Origin of the sequence: Nocardioides deserti, from assembly GCF_014266025.1 — a bacterium.
In the GTDB taxonomy this organism is placed as follows: domain Bacteria; phylum Actinomycetota; class Actinomycetes; order Propionibacteriales; family Nocardioidaceae; genus Nocardioides; species Nocardioides deserti.
Window position 1 is genome coordinate 184132 of record NZ_JACMYC010000007.1, and the last position, 20087, is coordinate 204218.

The following is a 20087-nucleotide window of genomic DNA, read 5'->3' on the forward strand; positions in this document are numbered from 1 at the left end:
GGCCGAAATGCATCTGAGGGCAGGCGCAAAGCGCCACGATACACCAATCCGGGGCGCGCGACAATGTCGGCAGGCGCCTCACGGACGATCGTTCGCGACGATGATGCGCGCTGCCCGGCCGCGGGTCAAGCACCCCGCTCCCGGGCACGTCGCCCGGCCGCCGGCGGGTCAGTCGAGCGGGGTGGTGTCCAGGCCGTCGACGAGCCAGTCGCCGTCGCGCTCGACCATGGTCACGGTGACCTGGTCGTAGCTCGTCTGCGGCTCCTCGTAGTCCTTGCGCTCGGTGGTCCGGTCGAGGAAGACGAGGACGTCGACGCGGGTGCCGTCGTCGTCGGTGCGCACCAGCGCGGAGTCCAGCACCTGGCCGGTCACGGCCGTCTCGGTGCTCGGCGCGTTGTCGCTGATGACGTCGAAGAGCCGGTCGTACTCCTCGCGGTAGGACGGGGTGAGGTAGGAGCGCGCGGCGGCGCGGTCCTCCTCGAGCCGTTCGTGGGAGAACGACAGCACCGGCACGATCGCCTGCTCCGCCCGCGCCTGCGCGGTGCGCGCGGCGTCCTCGACGGCGTCCTCGCTGGTGCCGAGGTCGGAGGCGAGCCACACCGCGAGCGCCACCGAGCCGGCGGCCAGGAGGGCGACCACCGCGAGCAGCCAGCTCGGGACGGAGCGACCGGTCGCCGGAGCCGATTCCACATCGATCCCGGGCTCCGCCGGCTCGGGCTCAGGCGCTTGCTCGGGCGGTACGGCGGCCGCGAGCTCGGCGTCGTGGGCCGCGCGACCGGCCGGGTCGAGCAGCACCTCGGCGGCCTGGTTGGCCGAGCGGAAGCGACGGTCGGTGGGGTCGAGGTCGGCGATCGCGGTCTTCCACGCGGCGCGGATCTCGGCGTCGGACGCGGTCGGCTCGACACCGAGGACGTCGTACCAGCTGGGGGTCACGGGGTGGTCGCCTCCTCCTCGGCGACGACCGGGTCGAAGTCGTCGACCAGCCACTCGCCCTCGCTGCGCACCAGCTCGACCCGGACCCGGAAGGACACCGGCTCGTCCTCGACGCGCGGCCCGTCGGGCTTCGCGCCGCGGCGCGGGTAGCTGCTGGTGAAGGAGCCGGCGACCAGCGCGGTCGCCTTGTCCCCGGCCAGGTCGGAGACGCCGGCGGCGAAGACCTCGGCCGTGCGGCCGACGCGCGCCTCGACGACGGTCTGCTCGGCGGCGACGACGCCCTGCTCGAAGGAGGTGCGGAACTTCGGGGTCATCACCTCGCCGACCAGCTCGCGGTACTCCGGCATCTGCTCGCCCTCGAGCTGGTCGGGGCCGTAGGTGTTGAGCCGCAGCATGAACTGGCGCGCCTGCGCCATGACGGCCTCGCGGTCGGCCTGGACCTCGTCGGCGTCGCCCAGGACGCCGGACCACCGCACGACACCGAGGACCAGGGAGGTCACCAGGCCGAGGGCGAGCACGCCGGCCAGGACGGCCAGCAGCACGGACCGGAAGCGGCTCGGGGCGGCAGGCGTGCGGTCGCCCGTCACTCCCCGGGCGCCATCAGCGGTGCGAGGTACAGCCACTTCCACGAGTCCTTCCCCAGCGTCGACGGCGCCACGGTACTGGCCGTCCGCGGGGCGGAGGCCGCCCGGTCACCCCAGGTGACCTCGCCGGTCTCCTGGTCGTAGGAGGCCACCACCGGCGCGCGGTAGCTGGCGGCGGCGGACTTCCGGAGGTTCTGCGCGCCGCGGGCGTTGCTGAGGGCGGCCGGCTCGGTGCACCGCGCTTCCTCGTTCATCGGGATGTCGTCGCGGTCCTGCGGGGTCCGCTTGGTGCTCGTCTCGTAGCCGCCCTTGCAGACCTTCTTGTCCGTGATGACGACGCCGAAGTGAGCGTCGTAGAGGCCCGTCTCCGGGGTCTTGGAGACGACGGTGAAGCCGCCCTCGACCACGTAGGGATAAATCACGAGCAGCTGCTTGATGCCGTCGAGGTGGCGGACGGTGATCTCGCCGGTGGTGACCAGGTTGTTGAGCAGGTCGCCGAGCTCGACCTGGTTCTGCTCCAGGAAGGTGCGCAGCTGGGTGGCCGTCCCCGAGCCGACGTCGATGAGGCGGCGCAGGTCCTTGTCCGCCCCGGCGAGCGAGCCGCTGAACAGCGAGAGCTGCGAGGCGAAGGTCCGCAGGGCGCTCTGGGTGTCGAGCTGGGTGTTGAGCACGGTGTTGCTGTCGCGGATGAGCGCGGTCGTCAGGTCGAAGTTCGCGTCGGCCTCGGCGATGAAGGAGTTGCCGGTGTCGATGATCTTCTGCAGGTCCTCGCCGGTGCCGTCGAAGGCCGTGCCGAGCTCGTTGATGGTCGTCCGCAGCGCCTCCTGGTCGACCGAGGAGGCCGTGTCGGAGATGTCGGCCAGCAGCTTCTCGGTGCGGATCGGGGTGCGGGTGTCCTCGCGGTCGATCTCGGAGCCGTCCTCGAGGGCCGGGCCGTCGTCGACCTTGGGCTGGAGCTCGACGTACTGCTCGCCGACCGCCGAGCGGTTGCCGACCAGGGCGACGGTGTCGGCCGGGATGTCGTCGTGCTCGTTGTCGATCTCGAGGTGGACGTCGACCCCGGAGCCGGTGAGCACCAGCTTGTCGACGCGGCCGACCCCGACGCCGCGGTAGGTCACCTCGCCGCCGGCAAAGATGCCACCGGACTCCTCGAAGTGCGCCACCACCGTGTAGGCGTCGTCGACGACGAGCCGGTCGAGGCGGGCGTAGCGAGCGCCGACGAAGCTGACGCCGACCAGAGTGATGACGACGAAGACCAGCAGCTGGATCTTGGTACGACGCGTGATCACCGCGCCTCCTCCCTCTGGACGAGCGACGGCACGAGCAGGGTGACCAGCGCCGGGTCGTAGACGTCCATCAGCTGCCCCATCGTCGGGCCACGGCCCGGCTGCGCGGCACCGGCGGACCCACCCCCGGCGGTCGGTCCGAAGGCTGCGCGGGGCAGCCCGAGGAGGTCCCCGAGCACCCCGAGGCCGCCACCGTCGCCGTTGCCGTCGGTGTCGCCGCCGAGAGGGGGCGGCAGTCCCGGCAGCTGGTTGAGCGCGGTGCAGACCGTGACGTTCCTGTTCTTGGGCTTGGCGCACTCCTCGCGCAGCTCGAGCAGCAGCTGGACGTTGCCGAGGACCTTCTGGCAGGCCTTGCTGGTGAGGCTGAGCGACTGGAGGCACTTGAGCACGTTGCCGACCACGGCGGTCGGATCGAGCTCGGTCGGCAGCAGTGTGGGCAGCGAGGTCGGGATGCCGGTCGTGCCTCCCCGCAGGTCGAGGTCCAGCTGCACCGAGAGGTTGGTGTAGTCGCCCATGTGCAGGTTGCGTGCGACCTGCGGGTCGCGGCCGACGACCTCGTCGACGAACGGGTAGGTCAGGAAGACGTTGAAGGAGTCCACCAGCGCGTCGCCGGAGTTCGCGAGCTGGGTGAGCACCGGCTGGAGCTGGCGCACCGACTCGATGGTTGCGTCCTTCGAGGCGTTGATGACCCGCACACCGACCTCGCCGAGGTCGTCGAGCGCGCGCAGCATCTTGACGAGGTCGCCGCGCTGCTGGTCGAGCGAGTCGATCGCGCTGGGCAGCTCGTCGAGCGCCAGGTCGATGGTGTCCTGCTGCTCGTCGACGTCGATCGCGAGCTGGTTCACCGACTCGATCGCTGCGACGATGTCGGCCTTGTTCTCGTCGAGGGAAGACACCAGCCGACGGGCTTGGGTCAGCACCGAGCGGGCAGAGTCCTCGCGCCCCTCCAGCGCGAGGTTGAGCTCGCTCGCGATGGTCTTGAGCTGCGCCACACCGCCGCCGTTGAGCACCAGGCTCAGCGCGCCGAGCACCTCCTCGACCTCCGGGTTGCGGCCGGTCCGCTCCAACGGGATCTCGTCCCCGTCGGTGAGCACCTCGGTGGTGCGGCTCTCCTCGGGCGCCTCGAGGGACACGAACTTCTCGCCCAGGAGGCTGGTCTGGCGGATCTCGGCCACGGCGTCGGCCGGCAGCTCGGTGTCGCCGCGGACCTCGAGGGTGACCACGGCGGTCTCCCCCTCCAGCTCCACGTCGGTCACCATGCCGACGCTGACGTCGTTCACCTTGACCGTCGACTGCGGCACCAGGTCCAGGACGTCGGTGAACTCCACCGACAGCGTCATCGGGTCGTCGCCCGTGCTGGTCCCGCCCGGGAGCGGCAGCTGGTAGACGTCGAAGTCGCAGCCGGTCAGCAGCACCGAGCCCAGGGCGACCGCGGCCGCGGCGCGGCTGACGCGGCCGAGGCCGGCGGAACGATCAGTGGAGCGGCCGGCTGGACGACGCAGTCTCATCGGGTCACCTCCACGAGCCCACCGAGGCTCAGGTCGAAGCGCTTGCCCGAGGAGGAGCCGGTGCCGGCCCCGAACGGACCGGTACGGGGCAGGACGGAGTCGACGAGGTTGCACAGCGTCTCGCTGTCGTCGACCTGGTTGAGGATGCTGCACAGCACGATGGACGGATCGCTGACCAGCTCCTGCTCGAGGTTCCCGATGTTGGCGTTGGTGTCGAGGGTGCCGGTCTGCGGGTTGTAGGTCAGGGCCAGGTTGTTCAGTGCCAGCGGCGCGGTGGCCAACGTCTCGTCGAGCGCCGCGCGCTGCTTGACCAGCACCTTGGCGACCCGGTTGAGGCCTGTGATGTTGCGGCCGAGGGAGTCGCGGTTGGTCTTGACGAAGTCGCCGACCTGGCCGAGCGCGACGGAGAGGTTGCGCAGCGCGGCGGTCAGCTCTTGGCGCTCGTCGGCCAGCAGCGAGGACACCGAGCCGAGCGAGTCGTTGAAGTCCCGGACGGTCTGGTCGTTCTCCGCGAGGGTCCCGATGAAGCCCTGGAGCTCGGCGAGGGAGCCGAACAGCTCCTCCTTGTTGTTGTCGAGGGTGGCGGAGAACCGGCCGAAGTCCTTGATCGTCTGGTTCAGCTTCGCGCCCTCGCCGGCGAAGTTCTCCGCGGTCACCTCGAGCAGGTCGGTGAGCGCACCGTCCTTGTTCGCCCCGTTCGGGCCGAGCGCGACGGTGAGGTCGTCGATGCTGGAGTAGATGTCGTCGAGCTCGATCGGCACCTCGGTGCGGCCCTCGTCGAGGATGGTGCCGTCGGCGAGGACGTCGCCGCCCTCGTACGCCGGGGTCAGCTGGACGTAGCGGTCGCCCACGATCGACGGGGCGACCAGGACGGCCTGGGCGTCGGTCGGCAGCTTCACCTCGGCGTCGTAGCGCATGGTGACCGCGACCTTCGTGCCGTCCGGCTCGACCTTCTCGACCTGGCCGATCGGCACGCCGAGCACCCGCACGTCGCTGCCCTCGTAGAGCGAAACCGCGCGGGGGAACTGCGCCACCAGCGTCTTGGTCCCCGAGCCGCCGAAGACGGTGAGGGCGAAGACGACGACCAGCGCGACGAGCAGCAGGGGCACCAGGACCCGCTTGAGGAGCGTCATCCGATCCCACCTCCGTTCGCCAGGTCCGGCACGGGCGGCAGGTTCTGGATGTAGGTGTCGAACCAGGGGCCGTTGCCGAGCGTGTTGGCGAAGACGCGGTAGAAGGGCGCCATCAGCCGCAGGCTGTTGTCGATGTTGTCCTCGTTCTTGGTCAGCACGCCCACGACGTTCTCCAGGTTCGCCAGCGCGGGAGCGAGGTCCTTGCGGGTCCCCTTCACGAGCGCGGTCAGCTCCTCCGACAGCGTGGAGGTCGCCACGAGCAGCCGGTGCACCGAGTCGCGGCGCTTGAGCAGCGCCCGAAACAGCACGTCGGCGTCGTTCATCAGGTCGACGAGGTCGCCGTCGCGCTCGTCGAGCACCGAGGAGACCCGGCGCAGGTTCTTCAGCAGCGAGTTCAGCTCGGTGTCGCGCGAGGCGATGGTCTCCGAGAGCGCCGAGACGCCGTCGAGCGCTTCGCGGAACTCCTCGGGCGTGTTGCGGGTCAGGTCGGCGAGCGTGGTCAGCGAGGCCGCCAGCTGGTCGGTGTCGATGTCGGCGGAGGTCTCGGCCAGCCCCTCGAACGCCTCGACCACGTCGTACGGCGCGGTCGTGCGCTCCTGCGGGATCGTGCTCCCGGCCTCGAGCTGGCCCTGCCCCGCGGGCTCGAGCGCGAGGTACATCGCGCCGAGCAGTGTCTTGACCCGGATCGAGGCCTGGGTGAGGTCGCCGAACTCGGAGTCGGTCTTGATCTTGAACGCCACGTCGACCTCGCCGTCCTCGAGGGTGACGCTCTCGACCTTGCCGACGCGGACGCCGGCGATGCGGACCTCGTCGTCGGCCTTGAGGCCGCCGGCCTCGGCGAACCGGGCGTGGTAGGTCTCGCCGCCGCCGATGATCGGCAGGTCCTGGGCACGGAAGGCGGCCATCAGCAGTGCGACCAGCACCAGGATGCTGACCAGCCCGATGATCACGGGGTTGCGCTCGCGGAAGGGTTTCATCCCAGGTCACACCTCTCCGAGCCGACGGAGTAGGCCACCGGGACGGAGATGTTCGCCGGCAGGCGCACGTTGCCCTTGAAGTGGCACAGGTAGAAGTTGAAGAAGGACCCGTAGATCGCGGTGCGGCCGATCTTCTCGAGCTTGATGGGCAGCACCTGCAGCGCCCGGTCGAGCTCGGCCTTGTTGTCGTCGATGTTCTTGGTCACCCGTCGCAGCTGCTTGATGTCCTCGATGAACGGCGTGCGGATCCCCTTGACCAGGTCGGCGGTCTCGTCGGAGAGCTCGGAGATCTGGTCGAGCGAGGAGAGGATCGCCTGGCGGTCGGTCTTGAGGCCGCCGACGAACTGGCGGAAGTTCACGATGAGCTCCGAGAGCTGGTCGTCGCGGTCGCCGAGCCGGTCCAGGACGCGGTCGAGGTTGGTGATCAGGTCGCCGATGACCTGGTCGCGGTCGGCCAGGGTCTGGGTGACCGAGGCCGTGCTGGCGAGCAGGCCCTCGAGCGTGCCGCCCTCGCCCTGGAAGACCTGGACGATCTCGTAGGAGAGCTTGTTGATGTCGTCGGGCGACAGCGCCTGGAACAGCGGCTTGAAGCCGTTGAACAGCACCGTCAGGTCCAGCGCCGGCGAGGTCCGGTCCACCGGGATCGTGGCGCCGTCGTCCAGCGCGTCGGTCGCGCCGATGCCCTGGGTCAGCGAGATGTAGCGCTGGCCGACGAGGTTGCGGTAGCGGATCGAGGCGTTGGTGGCCTCGCTGAGCGCGACGTCCTCCTCGACGGTGAACGTCACCTGCGCCCGGGTCCGGTCGACGATGTCCACGCCCTCGACGGTGCCGACCTTGACGCCGGCCACCCGGACGTCGTCGCCCTCCACCACGCCGGTGGCGTCGACGAAGACGGCCTTGTACTCCCGGGTCGGCCCGAAGGACAGGTTGCCGATGATCACGACGAGCAGCCCGGTGGCCAGCGCCGTGACCACCATGAAGACCACCAGCTTGACGAGGTCGCCGGCGGTGCGCTTGTCGAGCAGGCTCATCGCACCGACACCTCCGCCCCGCGGGCCATGGGAGCCACCAGGAGCGGCCCCAGGTCGTCGACCGACTCGGGCGTGGTGCCCAGGCCCGGTGCCAGCAGGCTCTTCAGCACGGTCGCCTCGGCCGGGCTGCCGGCGTACCCCTGCCCGGCGGCGAGGAAGCCGGGAGCGACGCGGGAGGTCCCCTTGCCGGTCGGCTCGTCGATGCCGTCGCGGAAGTCGGGCTGGTGGCGCACGGGGTTGTCCTGGCTCCAGGGCGGGTTGGGCAGGTGCAGGCAGTTGGGTCCGCGGTCGTCGGCGTAGACCGGGGCGTCGGCGGGGGTGTACGGGCGCGGCTGGTTCGGCAGCAGCTCGATGACGATGTGCAGCTCGAAGCCGCGGAACGCCTCGGCCTGCAGCTTGCCGGCGTTCACGATGCCGCGCAGCAGGCACGGGAACTGCGTGGAGTACTTCGACAGCGTGCGCAGGAACGGCTCGCCCACCTCCCCGAGGCGGATGAGGTTCTGCTCGTTGTCGTCGAGGAACGTCCCGGCGACCTCGGAGAACGACGAGACGTCGTCGAAGAGGGCGTTCAGCTTGTCCTCGCGGTCCTCCAGCGTGCCGGTGGTCAGGACGGTGTCCTCGAGGATCGAGCCCACCTCCGGCAGCACGTCGGAGTAGACCTGGGAGACCTCGGCGGTCAGCCGGAGGTCCTCGACCAGGCGCGGGATCTCGGGGTTGATCCGCTTGAGGTAGCTGTCGAGCGTCTCGAGGTTCTCCCCCAGCGCCTCGCCGCGGCCCTCGAGGGCGGTCGCGATCGCGGTGAGCGTCCGGTTGAGCTGGGCCGGCTGCACCGTCCGCAGCAGCGGGTAGAGGTCCGAGAGGACCTCCTCGACCTCGGTCGAGACCTCCGTGCGCTCGATCGTGGCCCCCGGCTCGATCGGCTCGTCGTCGGCGTCCTCCGGGACGACGAGGGAGACGTACTTCTCGCCGAAGAGGGTCTTGGGGACGATCGAGCCGGTCACGTTCGCGGGGATCGTGTCGCGCTTGCCCTGGTGGAGGCCGAGCGTGATCTCGGCGCCGTCGGAGTCGGCCTCGAAGGCGAGGACCTCGCCGACGATCACGCCGCGGATCTTGACGTCCGCGCGCTGCGGGAGCTGCAGGCCGATGCTCGAGGTCTGCAGGGTCACCTCGTCGTAGGTGGCGAACTTCTTGGTGAAGACGCCGTAGACGAGCCAGACGGACAGCACGATCAGCGCCAGGAAGGCGATGCCGAGCAGCTTGGTGCGACGCAGGATCACGACCTCACCCCGCCAATCTCACGGTCGTGGTGGTGCCCCAGATCGCCATCGACAGGAACAGGTCGATGACGTTGATGGCCACGATGCTGGTGCGGACCGCGCGGCCCACGGCCACGCCCACCCCGGCCGGGCCGCCGGAGGCGTTGTAGCCGTGGTAGCAGTGGATGAGGATGACGACGACGGCGAAGACCAGCACCTTGCCGAAGGACCAGAGCACGTCTTCTGGTGGCAGGAACCTGTTGAAGTAGTAGTCGTAGGTGCCGGTCGACTGCCCGTAGAACTGGGTGACCACGAGCCGGCTGGCGAAGTACGACGACAGCAGCCCCACGACGTACAGCGGGATGATCGCGATCAGTCCGCCGATGACGCGGGTGGCCACCAGGAACGGCATCGAGGGGATCGCCATCACCTCGAGGGCGTCGACCTCCTCGGAGATCCGCATGGCGCCGAGCTGGGCGGTGAACCCGCACCCGACGGTCGCCGCGAGCGCGATGCCGGCGACCAGCGGCGCGATCTCGCGGGTGTTGAAGTACGCGGAGACGAAGCCGGAGAACGCCGCCGTGCCGAGCTGGTTGAGCGCCGCGTACCCCGACAGGCCGACCTGGGCGCCGGTGAAGAACGTCATGCCGATGATGACGCCGACCGTGCCGCCGATGACGGCGAGCGCGCCGGAGCCGAGGGTGACCTCGGCGAGGATCCGCATGATCTCGCGCGGGTAGCGCGCGACCGAGCGGGGCGTCGCCTGGAGCACGCGCAGGTAGAACGCGAGCTGGCCGCCGAGGGTGTCGAGCTGGCCCAGCGGTCGCTGCACCACGGACTTGATGCTGGCCACGGGATCAGCCTGTCTTCGGGGGCACGAGCTGGAGGTAGATCGTGCTCAGGACGAAGTTGACGATGAAGAGGAGCAGGAAGGTGATGACGACCGACTCGTTGACCGCGTCGCCGACCCCCTTCGGTCCGCCGCCGGCGTTCATGCCCTTGTACGACGCGACGATGGCCGCGATGAACCCGAACACCAGCGCCTTGAGCATGCCGATCCACAGGTCGGGCAGCTGCGCCAGGGCGGTGAAGCTGGCCAGGTAGGCACCCGGGGTGCCGTCCTGGAGGACCACGTTGAAGACGTAGCCGCCGGCCACGCCGACGACGCTGACCATGCCGTTGAGGAAGACCGCGACGAGCATGCAGGCGAGCACGCGCGGGACGACGAGCCGCTGGATCGGGTCGATGCCCAGCACCATCATCGCGTCGAGCTCCTCGCGGATGCGCCGTGCGCCGAGGTCGGCCGCGATGGCCGAGCCGCCGGCGCCCGCGATGAGCAGCGCGGTCGCGATCGGACCGGCCTGCTGGATGACCGCGAGCACCGAGGCCGAGCCGGTGAACGACTGGGCGCCGAACTGCTTGATCAGGCCGCCGACCTGCAGCGCGATGACCGCGCCGAAGGGGATGGCGACCAGCGCGGTCGGGATGATCGTGACCGACGCGATGAACCAGGCCTGCTGGAGGAACTCACGCAGCTGGAACGGGCGCCGGAACAGCCCACGGCCGACGTCGAGGCCGAAGGCGAAGAGCTTGCCCGCGGTCCCGACGGGGCGGAGGACGCGGGTCGCGGTGAGCGGGGCCAAGGTGCCTCAGCCGCCCGTCGTCATGGTCATGTTCTCCTCGAACGACCCGGGAGGCGGGGTGATCCCGTGCTCGCGGCACCAGGAGCCGGGCTCGCGCTGGCTGCGGCGCGGGATGCCGTTCGAGGGCTCGAGCTGCATCGGGATCGGCGGCAGCGGCGGCAGCTCCTGGTCGGCCTCGGCCGCGAGCTCGTCGGCGTCCTTCTCCTCGGACATGCCGATCGGGCCGACGCGCTGGGCGTTGAGGAACTGGCGGACCACCGGCTCCTCGGAGCTCAGCAGCATCTCGCGGGGACCGAACATCGCCAGGTGCTTGTGGTAGAGCAGGCCGATGTTGTCCGGCACGGTCCGGGCGGTGTTGATGTCGTGGGTGACGATGAGGAACGTCGCGTCGATCTGTGCGTTCAGGTCGACGATGAGCTGGTTGAGGAACGCCGTGCGGACCGGGTCGAGGCCGGAGTCGGGCTCGTCGAAGAGCACGATCTCGGGGTCGAGCACGAGCGCGCGCGCCAGGCCGGCGCGCTTGCGCATGCCGCCGGAGATCTCGCCCGGGAGCTTGTCCTCGGCGCCGAGGAGGCCGACGAGGTCCATCTTCTCCATGACGATCGACCTGATCTCGGACTCGGACTTCTTGGTGTGCTCGCGCAGCGGGAAGGCGACGTTGTCGTAGAGGTTCATCGAGCCGAACATCGCGCCGTCCTGGAACAGCACGCCGAACAGCTTGCGGATCTCGTAGAGCTCCTTCTCCGAGCAGCTCGCGATGTCGGTGCCCTCGATGATGATCGAGCCCTTGTCGGGCTTGAGCAGCCCGATGAGCGTCTTGAGGAAGACCGACTTGCCGGTGCCGGACGGGCCGAGCATCACGCAGATCTCGCCGGCGGGGACCGTGAGGGTGACGTCGCCCCAGATGAGCTGCTTGCCGAAGGACTTGCTCAGGTCCTCGACCTTGATCTCCACGCCCATGTCAGTCCCTCTCCCCAAGCCGAGTGGCCCCGTCGTCCGACGGGGCACGGTGCGGCGCACCGTGCGGTCACCGAGCCCCACTCGTCGGTAACAACGGATCGTCCGCGGCGAGGTTACGCGACGAGGCGACGTGCGTCACGTGACGGATGTCTCGTGAGGCCGAACCGAGACGTCACGGCTCGTAGCCTCGGTCGGACTGTGCTGACCTGCACAAATGACAACGGGGCGGCCACCTCCCGAAGGAGGCGGCCGCCCCGGTGCTGCGGTCCGCGCCGGTCACCCGGCGCGGACCGACGAGGTCACTTGAGGGTGACGGTGGCGCCGGCGCCCTCGAGGGCCTCCTTGGCCTTCTCCGCGGCGTCCTTGGCGACCTTCTCGAGGATGGCCTTGGGGGCCGACTCCACGAGCTCCTTGGCCTCCTTCAGGCCGAGCGAGGTCAGGGCGCGGACCTCCTTGATGACGTTGATCTTCTTGTCACCAGCGGACTCGAGGACGACGTCGAACTCGTCCTGCTCGGCAGCGGCCTCGCCGCCGCCGGCGGCACCGCCGGCAGCCGGGGCAGCGGCCACGGCGACCGGGGCGGCCGCGGTGACGCCGAAGGTGTCCTCGAACTGCTTCACGAACTCGGAGAGCTCGATGAGGGTCATCTCCTTGAACGCGTCGAGGAGCTCGTCGGTGGTGAGCTTCGCCATGATGGCAACCTTTCGGATCGGTTGGCCCGCCGCGTCGTGAGCGGCCGGGCCGGGTTTCAGGTGGTGGTGGTACTCAGCCCTGGATCAGGCTTCGGTGGCTGAGTCGTCAGCCGGGGCAGCCTCGTCGGCGGCCGGAGCGGCCTCCGTCTCGGCAGCCGGGGCCTCCTCGGCGGCGGCCGGCGCGCCGGCACCACCTGCGAGGATCGAGGGGTCCTCCTCGGCCTTCGCCTGCAGCGCACCCGCGAGACGGGCGGCCTGGGCGAGCGGGGCGTTGAGGAGGTAGACGGCCTGGCTGAGCGACGCGAGCATCGCGCCGGCCAGCTTGCCCAGGAGCACCTCGCGGGACTCGAGGTCCGCCAGCTTGGCGATCTCCGAGGCGTCGAGGGGCTTGCCGTCCAGGACGCCACCCTTGATGACCAGGGTGGGGTTGGCCTTGGCAAAGTCACGCAGACCCTTGGCCGCCTCGACCACGTCGCCGTTGATGAAGGCGATGGCGGTCGGGCCGGTCAGCAGGTCGTCGAAGCCTTCGATGCCCACCTCGGTGGCGGCAATCTTGGCCAGCGTGTTCTTGACCACGGCGTAGTTGGCGTTCTCGCCGAGGGAGCGCCGCAGGTCCTGCAGCTGCTTCACGGTGAGACCGCGGTACTCGGTCAGCACAGCACCGGCGGAGTCGTTGAAGGACTCAACGATCTCCGCGACGGCTGCCTGCTTGTCTGCCCGCGCCATGGGTCTCCTTCCGGGTGTCGACCACCGCGTCCGGCCCCGGAACGACGAACGCCCTGAGCGCGGGCGCTCAGGGCGTGGTGTGATCCTCGGAGGATCTCGCTCTGCTCACCTGCGCTGGCCGTTCGCGTCCGCGAACCTTCGGTCGTGCTGCTGATGCACCACGGCAACCGGCGGTCTCTGGTTTCAGAACCGAACTCTACGGGCGGCCCGGGGTGCCACCAAATCGACGCCGCCCCGGTCACCTGCTGGTGACCGGGGCGGCATGCGGAGCGGGAGGGGCTCAGGCCGAGGCGCCCTCGTCCTCCTGCGCGACGTTCTTGGTGCGGTTCGGGTCCACCTGGATGCCCGGGCCCATCGTCGTGGAGACGGTGACCTTCTTGACGTACCGGCCCTTGGAGCTGGCCGGCTTGAGGCGGAGGACCTCCTCCAGCGCCGCGGCGTAGTTCTCCGCGAGCTGGACCTCGGAGAAGGAGGCCTTCCCGATGATGAAGTGCAGGTTGGCGTGGCGGTCGACGCGGAACTCGATCTTGCCGCCCTTGATGTCGGTCACGGCCTTGGCCACGTCCGGCGTCACGGTGCCGGTCTTCGGGTTCGGCATGAGGCCGCGGGGGCCGAGCACGCGGCCGAGGCGGCCGACCTTGCCCATCATGTCCGGGGTCGCGACCACGGCGTCGAAGTCGAGCCAGCCGCCGGCGACCTTCTCGATCAGCTCGTCGCCACCGACGACGTCGGCGCCGGCCTCACGGGCGGCCTCGGCCTTGTCGCCGTTCGCGAACACCAGGACCTTGGCGGTCTTGCCGGTGCCGTGCGGCAGGTTGACGGTGCCGCGGACCATCTGGTCGGCCTTGCGCGGGTCGACGCCGAGGCGCATGACCACGTCGACGGTCTCGTCGAACTTCTTCTTCGAGGCGGACTTGGCGATCTTGATCGCGTTCAGCGGGGCGTAGAGCTCGTCCTTGTCGAACGACTCGGCCGCCGCGCGGTAGGTCTTGCTGCGCTGCATGTCTGGGTCTCTTCTCTTCCAGTGTGGTCAGGTGGGCCAGCGCGGCCCTGCCACGGGATGTGTTCGGGTGCCTGCCGGGCAGGCGGGGTGCCGTCGAGGCGACGACGCCGAGGGGATCAGTCGGTGGTGACGCCCATGGAGCGGGCGGTGCCCTCGACGATCTTCATCGCGGCGTCGATGTCGTTGGCGTTGAGGTCCGGCAGCTTGGTCTGCGCGATCTCGCGGACCTGGTCCTTGGTCAGCTTGCCGACCTTCTCCTTGTGCGGGACGCCCGAGCCCTTCTGCAGGCCGGCGGCCTTCTTGATGAGCTCCGCGGCCGGCGGGGTCTTCGTGATGAAGGTGAAGCTGCGGTCCTCGTAGATCGTGATCTCGACCGGGATCACGTTGCCGCGCATGGACTCCGTCTGGGCGTTGTACGCCTTGCAGAACTCCATGATGTTGACGCCGTGCGGACCGAGGGCGGTACCCACCGGCGGGGCCGGCGTCGCGGCGCCGGCCTGGAGCTGCACCTTGACCAGCGCAGCGATCTTCTTCTTGGGAGGCATGCTCTGTCTCTTTCTCTTCCGTGGTCATGACGAGGACGTACGTCGTCCTCTGCCACCTGCTGTTGCGCGAGCAACCGCACCATTGTGCGGCGGACTGCTCGGTCTGTGGAAATCGTGGTGCTGGGCGCTGCTGCGGGTGTCCCGGCCTGGTCAGCCGCGGCGCTCGCTCGGCTCAGACGCGCTGGATCTGCGAGAACGAGAGCTCGACCGGGGTCTCGCGGCCGAAGATCTCGACCAGCGCCTTGACGCGCTGGGACTCGGCGTTGATCTCGGTGATCGTGGCGTGCAGCGTGGCGAACGGGCCGTCGACGACCATGACCGAGTCGGAGACGTCGAAGTCGGCGACCTCGACGGGCTTCTTCGCGGTGGTCGCGCCGGCGGCGGCCGGGGCGGCGGTGCCGGCGGCAGCGGCCTCGGCCTCGGCGCGGGCGACGACGGCGGGGGCCAGCATGTTCTCGACCTCGGTCATGCTCAGCGGCACCGGCTGGTGGCTGTGGCCGACGAAGCCGGTGACCGAGGGGGTGTGCCGCACGGCGGCCCACGACTCGTCGGTCAGGTCCATGCGGACGAGCACGTAGCCGGGCAGGACGGTCCGCTTGACCATCTTGCGCTGGCCGTTCTTGATCTCCGCGACCTCCTCGGTGGGGACCACGATCTCGTGGATGTAGTCCTCCATGTTCAAGGAGATGATGCGGTTCTCGAGGTTCGACTTCACCCGGTTCTCCATGCCGGAGTAGGTGTGCACGACGAACCAGTCGCCCGGCTTGGCCCACAGCTCGCGGCGGAACGCCTCGAGCGGGTCGTCGTCAGCGGGCTCCTCGGGGGACTCGTCGGCCGGCTCCTCGCCGTCGGCGGCGTCGAGCGCCTGGTCCGCGTCGACCTCCTCGGCCGTGGGCAGGTCGGTCTCGACCCCCATGGCCTCGTCGGTGTCCTCGTCGGTGACCTCGGTGTCGAGCGCCGGGTCGAGCGCGACCTCCGAGCCCTCGTCGGGCTGGCCGAAGACGTCCTCCAGCGACGGCTCGTCCGCCGTCGGGGTCGCCTCGGTCTCGTCGTACTGCTCGGACACGTGCTGCTCCATCAGTTGGTCGTCAGGTTGGTCTGGGCCCGGCGTGAGCCGGACCGGGTCACTGGTCGCCGCCGCCGGCGAAGACCTCGAAGGCCAGCTGGCCGAAACCGAGGTCGAGCAGCGAGACGAGCGCCATCATGAAGAGGACGAAGACCAGGACCACCAGGAAGTAGGTGACCAGCTGCTCCTGGGTCGGGTAGACGACCTTGCGCAGCTCGGCGACGACCTGGCGGTAGAACGTCGCCGGGCCGGTGCGCGGCTTGTCGGCCTTGTCGTCGCGGGTCCCGCGGACGGCGTTGCTGTCCGACACGCCGGTCACCTCTTCTCGATCATGTGCGGTGCTGTCGATCTCTGGGATCTGCAGTCGATCTGCAGGGCACGAGGGACTTGAACCCCCAACCTTCGGTTTTGGAGACCGATGCTCTGCCAGTTGAGCTAGTGCCCTCCGGTGATCTCCGGGCATGCCGAGGCATGGGGCGAGAACACCAGGGATGGAGTCTACGGGGTCCACCGAGGCGGAGTCCAAACTGTCGCGGAAACCCCGACGAGACGGCCTCCCGCCCGCCCCTACGATGGGCGCATGACCTCCCAGCCCGGACGGCCCGCCCCCTCCTCCAACCCGCGCGAGCGTCGTGTCTCGCAGCGGATCGGCGCGATCGCCGAGTCCGCGACGCTCAAGGTGGACGCGAAGGCCAAGGCGCTCAAGGCCGAGGGCCGCCCGGTCATCGGGTTCGGCGCGGGCGAGCCGGACTTCCCCACGCCGGACTACATCGTCGAGGCCGCGGTCGAGGCGTGCCGCGACCCGCGCAACCACCGCTACACCCCGGCCGGTGGCCTGCCGGAGCTGAAGAAGGCGATCGCCGAGAAGACCCGCCGCGACAGCGGCTACGAGGTCGACCCGGCGCAGGTGCTGGTGACCAACGGCGGCAAGCAGGCGATCTACGAGGCGTTCGCCGCGATGCTCGACCCGGGCGACGAGGTCATCGTGCCCGCGCCGTACTGGACCACCTACCCCGAGTCGATCCAGCTGGCCGGCGGCGTACCGGTGGAGGTGCTGGCCGACGAGACCCAGGACTACAAGGTCACCGTCGACCAGCTCGAGGCCGCCCGGACCGAGCGCACCAAGGTGCTGCTGTTCGTCTCCCCCTCCAACCCCACGGGCGCCGTCTACACCGCCGACGAGATCCGCGCGATCGGCGCCTGGGTCGAGGAGCACGGGCTGTGGGTGCTGACCGACGAGATCTACGAGCACCTCGTGTACGACGCCGCCGACGGCACCCGCACCGAGACCGGCTCGCTGCCGGTGCTCTGCCCCGAGCTCGCCGAGCACACCGTCGTCGTCAACGGCGTCGCGAAGACCTACGCGATGACCGGCTGGCGCGTGGGCTGGATCATCGGCCCGAAGGACATCATCAAGGCGGCCGGCAACCTCCAGTCGCACGCGACCTCCAACGTCGCCAACGTCTCCCAGCGTGCCGCGCTCGCCGCGATCGAGGGCGACCTGTCGGCGGTCGACGAGATGAAGCGGGCCTTCGACCGCCGCCGGCAGACGATCGTGTCGATGCTCAACGAGATCGACGGCGTGCTGTGCCCGGTGCCGACCGGCGCGTTCTACGCCTACCCGTCGGTCAAGGGCCTGCTCGGCAAGGACTACGACGGCACGCGCATCGACACCTCGGTCGACCTCGCGGAGTACATCCTGGAGAAGGCCGAGGTCGCGGTCGTGCCGGGCGAGGCGTTCGGGTCGCCGGGCTACCTCCGCCTGTCCTACGCGCTGGGCGACGACGACCTGGTCGAGGGCGTCTCGCGGCTGCAGAAGCTCTTCGGTTGACCGCTCCCGCCGAGCGGCCCGCCGGCCGCTCGGCCGCCCCGCGCGACCTCCGCACGCTGCCCAAGGCGCACCTGCACCTGCACTTCACCGGCTCGATGCGGCACGCGACGCTGCTCGAGCTGGCCGAGCGGGACGGGATCCGGCTGCCCGACCAGCTGGTCTCGGAGTGGCCGCCGCAGCTGAGCGCGGCCGACGAGAAGGGCTGGTTCCGCTTCCAGCGGCTCTACGACGTGGCCCGGTCGGTGCTGCGCACCGAGGGCGACGTACGCCGGCTGGTGCGGGAGGCGGCCGAGGACGACGTGGCCGACGGCGGCCGATGGCTGGAGATCCAGGTCGACCCGAGCGGGTACGCCGCACGGTTCGGCGGCGTCACGGCCTTCACCGACCTGGTGCTCGACGCCGTCGCCGAGGCCGCGCGCGCGACGGGCCTGGGCATCGCGCTGGTCGTCGCCGCCAACCGCACCCGCCACCCGCTCGACGCGCGGACGCTGGCCCGCCTCGCCGCGCAGTACGCCGGCCGCGGCGTCGTCGGCTTCGGGCTCTCCAACGACGAGCGGCGCGGCCGCACCGAGGACTTCGCCCGGGCGTTCTCCATCGCCGAGCGGGCCGGCCTCGCCCTGGTGCCGCACGGCGGCGAGCTGCGCGGACCCGACCACGTCCGGGTCTGCCTGGACGAGCTCCACGCCGACCGGCTCGGCCACGGCGTGCGCTCCGCGGAGGACCCCGCCGTGCTCGAGCGGGTCGTGGCCGCCGGGGTCGCCCTGGAGGTGTGCCCGGTCTCCAACGTCGCGCTCGGCGTCTACTCCGACCTCACGTCCGTCCCCCTGCCCGCGCTCCTCGACGCAGGCGCGACCGTCGCCCTCGGCGCGGACGATCCGCTGCTGTTCGGCTCCCGGCTCGCGGGTCAGTACGCCACGATGCGCGCCGCCCACGACCTGCCCGACGAGACGCTCGCCGAGCTCGCGCGGATGTCGTTCCGGGCCTCGCGTGCGCCCTCGGACGTGGTCGCGGCCGGCCTGGCCGGGATCGACGCTTGGCTGGACGGGCAGACCGGGCTGGCCCGGTAGCACCGACCGGCTAGAGCTCGCAGCCGACGAGGACCGGCTCGTTCACCAGCCGGATGCCGTACGCCGCCTGGACACCGTCGCGCACCTCGCGGGCCAGCGCCAGCAGCTCCTCGGTGGTGGCGCCGCCGCGGTTGGTGAGCGCGAGCGCGTGCTTGGTCGAGAGCGACACCCGCCCGGCGGCGTACCCCTTGCCGAAGCCGGCGTGGTCGATCAGCCAGGCGGCCGAGGTCTTGACCAGCCCGTCGCCGGCCGGCCAGACGGGCGCGCCCTCGGGGACCTTCTCGGCCGGGACGATCGGGTTGGTGAAGAACGAGCCGGCGCTCCACGTGTCGGGGTCGGCGTCGTCGAGGACCATCCCCTTGCCCCGGCGCAGCGCCAGCACGGCGTCGCGGACCTCGCGCAGCGGCGCACGCTGCCCGAGGTCGACGCCGAGCGCGCGGGCCAGCTCGGCGTACTGCACCGGCGCGCCGAGGGTTCCCTGGCGCAGCTGGAAGGTGACCGACAGGACGACGTGGCGGCCGGGGTCGGCCTTGAACCGGGAGTGCCGGTAGGAGAAGTGGCAGTCGGCGTTGGCGAAGGTCCGCACGCCCTGCAGCACGCGGTCCCAGACGCGGACCGACGCGATGGTCTGGGAGACCTCCTGGCCGTAGGCGCCGACGTTCTGCACCGGGGTGGCGCCCACCGAGCCGGGGATGCCGGAGAGTGCCTCGACGCCGACCCAGCCGCGCTCGACGGCGACCTCGACGAGGTGGTCCCACGACTCCCCCGCCGCGACCGTGACGAGCACGCCGCCGCAGGACGGGTCGTCGTCCTCGGTGTCGGCGGTGATGCCGGTGGTCGCGATCTTCACGACGCGGCCGGCGAAGCCGTCGTCGGCGACGACGAGGTTGCTGCCGCCGCCCAGGACGAGCACCGGACCGTCGGCGTCGAGCGCGGCGACCAGCTCCTCCTCGGTCGTCGCGACGACGAGCTCGCCGGCCGGTCCGCCCAGGCGGAGCGTGGTGTGGTCGCGCAGCAGGGCGGAGGCCCCGGGAGCAGCCTCAGGCACGGACGACGGCCTTCGGCATCCCGAGCACCTTCTGCCCGCCGGAGGTCACGGTCAGCTTGAGCGTGGCCAGGCCGTCCTCCACCGAGGCGACGGTGCCGGCGACCTCGACCTCGACACCGGTGTCGTCGTCGGGGACGACGACCGGGGCGGTGAACTTAGCGCCGAGCTCGACCACCTCGGCGTCGCCGGTCCAGGTGGCGACGGCGCGGGCGGCCAGCGCCAGGGTGTACATCCCGTGGGCGATGACGCCGGGCAGGCCGACCTCGGTGGCGACCCGGTCGGACCAGTGGATCGGGTTGAGGTCGCCGGACGCACCGGCGTACCGCACCAGGTCCGAGCGGCGCACGACGTACCGCTGGGTGACGAGCTCGGCGCCGACCTCGAGGTCCGGCACGGGGCTCATGCCGCGCCCCGGTGGACGAGGGTCGCGCTGGTGGCGCACACCAGCGCGCCGTCCGCGTCGCGGACCTCGCTGGTCGTGCCGATGACGTCGTTGCCGCCGATCGAGCGGACGCTCGCGACGGTCAGCGCCGCGGTCAGCACGTCGCCGACGCGCAACGGCCGCTCGTAGCGGAACTTCTGGTCGCCGTGGACGATCCGCGCGAGCTCCACGCCCTCGGCCTCGAGGAACGCGTTCATCGCCTCGAAGGCCAGCACGATGGGGAACGTCGGCGGGACCGGCCCGCCGTCCCAGTCGGCGCCGGTCGTGGCGGCGAGCTCGCGGACCTTGGCCTCGGAGACCGTGTAGGGCCGCGTGGGCGGGTACGTCCTGCCCACCAGCGAGGCGTCGACCGGCAT

Annotated in this window: 22 protein-coding genes and 1 tRNA gene; 2 read left to right on the plus strand and 21 right to left on the minus strand. The window is 70.5% G+C overall.

Annotation, left to right across the window (positions count from 1 at the left end; all coding sequences use genetic code 11):
- Positions 1 to 168: 168 nt before the first annotated feature.
- From H7344_RS13835 to H7344_RS13920, 18 genes are all read right to left on the minus strand, one after another.
- Positions 169 to 933 carry a J domain-containing protein gene (locus tag H7344_RS13835; protein ID WP_186346584.1) on the minus strand — a complete coding sequence of 255 codons (765 nt, stop codon included), beginning with the start codon at positions 931 to 933 and terminating at the stop codon, positions 169 to 171.
- Positions 930 to 1475 carry a hypothetical protein gene (locus tag H7344_RS13840; protein ID WP_186346585.1) on the minus strand — a complete coding sequence of 182 codons (546 nt, stop codon included), beginning with the start codon at positions 1473 to 1475 and terminating at the stop codon, positions 930 to 932. Before H7344_RS13840 ends, H7344_RS13835 begins: the two co-directional genes overlap by 4 nt.
- 41 nt (positions 1476 to 1516) lie before the next feature.
- Positions 1517 to 2806, minus strand: coding sequence for an MCE family protein (locus H7344_RS13845; RefSeq protein ID WP_186346586.1), 1290 nt, complete (start codon positions 2804 to 2806; stop codon positions 1517 to 1519).
- A complete protein-coding gene (locus H7344_RS13850; RefSeq protein ID WP_186346587.1) occupies positions 2803 to 4311 on the minus strand; it encodes an MCE family protein in 1509 nt (502 codons plus the stop codon). The genes H7344_RS13845 and H7344_RS13850 overlap by 4 nt, the downstream gene beginning before the upstream one ends.
- Positions 4308 to 5444 carry an MCE family protein gene (locus H7344_RS13855; RefSeq protein ID WP_186346588.1) on the minus strand — a complete coding sequence of 379 codons (1137 nt, stop codon included), beginning with the start codon at positions 5442 to 5444 and terminating at the stop codon, positions 4308 to 4310. Before H7344_RS13855 ends, H7344_RS13850 begins: the two co-directional genes overlap by 4 nt.
- Positions 5441 to 6421, minus strand: coding sequence for an MCE family protein (locus H7344_RS13860; protein ID WP_186346589.1), 981 nt, complete (start codon positions 6419 to 6421; stop codon positions 5441 to 5443). Before H7344_RS13860 ends, H7344_RS13855 begins: the two co-directional genes overlap by 4 nt.
- Complete coding sequence (locus tag H7344_RS13865; RefSeq protein WP_186346590.1) at positions 6418 to 7452, minus strand: MCE family protein; 1035 nt, start codon at positions 7450 to 7452, stop codon at positions 6418 to 6420. Before H7344_RS13865 ends, H7344_RS13860 begins: the two co-directional genes overlap by 4 nt.
- Positions 7449 to 8729, minus strand: a complete 1281-nt coding sequence (locus H7344_RS13870) for an MCE family protein (RefSeq protein WP_186346591.1) — start codon at positions 8727 to 8729, stop codon at positions 7449 to 7451. The genes H7344_RS13865 and H7344_RS13870 overlap by 4 nt, the downstream gene beginning before the upstream one ends.
- 4 nt (positions 8730 to 8733) lie before the next feature.
- Positions 8734 to 9561 carry an MlaE family ABC transporter permease gene (locus H7344_RS13875; RefSeq protein WP_186346592.1) on the minus strand — a complete coding sequence of 276 codons (828 nt, stop codon included), beginning with the start codon at positions 9559 to 9561 and terminating at the stop codon, positions 8734 to 8736.
- A gap of 4 nt (positions 9562 to 9565) precedes the next feature.
- Complete coding sequence (locus H7344_RS13880; RefSeq protein ID WP_186346593.1) at positions 9566 to 10351, minus strand: MlaE family ABC transporter permease; 786 nt, start codon at positions 10349 to 10351, stop codon at positions 9566 to 9568.
- A 6-nt stretch (positions 10352 to 10357) separates the two neighbouring features.
- Positions 10358 to 11311, minus strand: coding sequence for an ABC transporter ATP-binding protein (locus tag H7344_RS13885; protein WP_166196401.1), 954 nt, complete (start codon positions 11309 to 11311; stop codon positions 10358 to 10360).
- A 299-nt stretch (positions 11312 to 11610) separates the two neighbouring features.
- A complete protein-coding gene (gene rplL / locus H7344_RS13890; RefSeq protein WP_166196399.1) occupies positions 11611 to 12003 on the minus strand; it encodes a 50S ribosomal protein L7/L12 in 393 nt (130 codons plus the stop codon).
- Between the two features lie 84 nt (positions 12004 to 12087).
- Positions 12088 to 12729, minus strand: coding sequence for a 50S ribosomal protein L10 (gene rplJ, locus H7344_RS13895; protein ID WP_186346594.1), 642 nt, complete (start codon positions 12727 to 12729; stop codon positions 12088 to 12090).
- A 280-nt stretch (positions 12730 to 13009) separates the two neighbouring features.
- Complete coding sequence (gene rplA / locus H7344_RS13900) at positions 13010 to 13732, minus strand: 50S ribosomal protein L1 (protein WP_166196395.1); 723 nt, start codon at positions 13730 to 13732, stop codon at positions 13010 to 13012.
- A gap of 116 nt (positions 13733 to 13848) precedes the next feature.
- Positions 13849 to 14277, minus strand: a complete 429-nt coding sequence (gene rplK / locus H7344_RS13905) for a 50S ribosomal protein L11 (protein WP_028637305.1) — start codon at positions 14275 to 14277, stop codon at positions 13849 to 13851.
- A 172-nt stretch (positions 14278 to 14449) separates the two neighbouring features.
- Entirely contained in the window at positions 14450 to 15355 is a 906-nt protein-coding gene (gene nusG, locus H7344_RS13910) for a transcription termination/antitermination protein NusG (RefSeq protein ID WP_186346595.1), read from the minus strand.
- Positions 15356 to 15401: 46 nt separating this feature from the next.
- Positions 15402 to 15653 carry a preprotein translocase subunit SecE gene (gene secE / locus H7344_RS13915; protein WP_166196391.1) on the minus strand — a complete coding sequence of 84 codons (252 nt, stop codon included), beginning with the start codon at positions 15651 to 15653 and terminating at the stop codon, positions 15402 to 15404.
- Between the two features lie 62 nt (positions 15654 to 15715).
- A tRNA-Trp gene (locus H7344_RS13920) sits at positions 15716 to 15788 on the minus strand.
- Between the two features lie 135 nt (positions 15789 to 15923).
- On the opposite strand from H7344_RS13920, the gene H7344_RS13925 reads away from it, so the two are divergent.
- Both H7344_RS13925 and H7344_RS13930 read left to right on the plus strand, forming a co-directional pair.
- Positions 15924 to 17174 (plus strand): pyridoxal phosphate-dependent aminotransferase, encoded by a 1251-nt coding sequence (locus H7344_RS13925; protein ID WP_186346596.1) that lies wholly within the window; start codon positions 15924 to 15926, stop codon positions 17172 to 17174.
- Positions 17171 to 18241, plus strand: a complete 1071-nt coding sequence (locus H7344_RS13930) for an adenosine deaminase (protein WP_186346597.1) — start codon at positions 17171 to 17173, stop codon at positions 18239 to 18241. Before H7344_RS13925 ends, H7344_RS13930 begins: the two co-directional genes overlap by 4 nt.
- A gap of 10 nt (positions 18242 to 18251) precedes the next feature.
- Here H7344_RS13930 and H7344_RS13935 read toward each other — a convergent pair whose 3' ends face one another.
- From H7344_RS13935 to H7344_RS13945, 3 genes are read right to left on the minus strand one after another with little or no spacing between them, the layout of a single operon-like run.
- The gene (locus H7344_RS13935; protein ID WP_186346598.1) at positions 18252 to 19289 is read right to left on the minus strand and encodes a UDP-N-acetylmuramate dehydrogenase; all 1038 of its coding nucleotides are present in this window, start codon (positions 19287 to 19289) and stop codon (positions 18252 to 18254) included.
- Entirely contained in the window at positions 19282 to 19692 is a 411-nt protein-coding gene (locus H7344_RS13940; RefSeq protein WP_186346599.1) for a MaoC/PaaZ C-terminal domain-containing protein, read from the minus strand. The genes H7344_RS13935 and H7344_RS13940 overlap by 8 nt, the downstream gene beginning before the upstream one ends.
- The gene (locus tag H7344_RS13945) at positions 19689 to 20087 is read right to left on the minus strand and encodes an FAS1-like dehydratase domain-containing protein (protein ID WP_186346600.1); all 399 of its coding nucleotides are present in this window, start codon (positions 20085 to 20087) and stop codon (positions 19689 to 19691) included. Before H7344_RS13945 ends, H7344_RS13940 begins: the two co-directional genes overlap by 4 nt.